This window comes from Flavobacterium sp., assembly GCF_031423415.1.
Classification (GTDB): Bacteria; Bacteroidota; Bacteroidia; order Flavobacteriales; family Flavobacteriaceae; genus Flavobacterium.
Window position 1 is genome coordinate 1 of the sequence record NZ_JANPFL010000144.1, and the last position, 1,320, is coordinate 1,320.

The window sequence follows — 1,320 nt, forward strand, 5'->3', positions numbered from 1 at the left end:
AGGTTATCATAAAGAATATTAATAAAATTTAATTTTTTTATATCTTTATCAAATGAAAATCGCCTTAATTCAAGCCAATCTAATTTGGGAAAACCCAGCCGAAAACAGAAAAATTTTCGAGCAAAAAATCAATTCGATTTCCGAAAATATAGATTTAATAGTATTACCCGAAATGTTCAATTCTGGGTTTACTATGAATCCAGAAATAGTTTCCGAAACAATGAATGGAGAAACCATTCAATTACTAAAAAAATTAGCAAACACCAAAAATTGTGCAATTACAGGAAGTTTAGTAATCCTTGAAAACAGTAATTTTTATAACCGAATGGTTTTTGTTTTTCCCGATGCTAATGTTGAATATTATGACAAAAAACATTTGTTTACTCTTGCTGGCGAAGACAAAGTTTATACCTCTGGGAATGAAAAAACGATTGTTGAATTTCGAGATTTTAAAATTTGTTTACAAGTATGTTATGATTTAAGGTTTCCGACATTTGCTAGAAACAAAGAAGATTATGACCTATTGATTTATGTTGCCAATTGGCCAAAAACCAGAGTCAATGCTTGGGATATTCTTTTAAAAGCTCGATCTGTCGAAAATATGTGTTTTACAATTGGAGTAAATAGAGTAGGAACAGACAATAATAATTTAGAATATGTTGGTCATTCGCAAGCAATAGATTTTTTAGGAAATTCTATTATTGAACCACAAAAAACAGAAGGAATTTTTATTGCAAATTTAGACAAAACCGAAATGATATTGACCAGAAATAAACTTACATTTCTTAACGACAGAGATTAAGGAATTTCGAGAACAAGAGCTAAAAAATACTATTACAGCACTTTAAGGTTTAGTGCATAAATATTTAACATCAATAAAAAAGCCTATTTAGACATATCTACCGCTTCGTTAACATCCCAATTTGACCGAACATCAATTTCTTTTGGGTGATAAAACACTTCTTCGGATTGGCGTTTTTCAAGAAAATTCCCTGAATCGAATTCTTGGTTTTTATTGTCGTCATAAATAATTCTCAATGTATATTTCGCAGGTTCAATCAAATTGAATGCTACAGTTGTTGCTTTTTCAGAAAATTCTGTTGCAACAATTTTGCCTGCGGAATCTGTCAATTCGATAATTATTGGAAAACGTTTTACTTTTTCTAATGTTAAAGTCAAATTTCCGTAATCGGTTGTGTTTTTGGTTTCGACTTTATAGGCAAGTGTATCGTTCTTGAAATTTAAATAATCAATCAATGCACCAGGAAAAAGTTTGAATTTGTATTTTTCTAAAGGTTCTTTCTTGAAATCTATTTTTAA

At 29.6% G+C, this 1,320-nt stretch carries 1 protein-coding gene and 1 pseudogene; one reads left to right on the forward strand and one right to left on the reverse strand.

Annotated features, from left to right (window positions below):
• Positions 1-52: 52 nt before the first annotated feature.
• Complete coding sequence (locus RMO83_RS12810; protein ID WP_310560094.1) at positions 53-802, forward strand: nitrilase family protein; 750 nt, start codon at positions 53-55, stop codon at positions 800-802.
• Between the two features lie 83 nt (positions 803-885).
• Here RMO83_RS12810 and RMO83_RS12815 read toward each other — a convergent pair.
• Positions 886-1,320 (reverse strand): annotated as a pseudogene (locus RMO83_RS12815) (hypothetical protein); the annotation flags it as partial.

Coding starts and splice junctions, on each gene's coding strand:
- RMO83_RS12810 (WP_310560094.1), top strand. CDS start 53: ATGAAAATCGCCTTAATTCAAGCCAATCTAATTTGGGAAAACCCAGCC.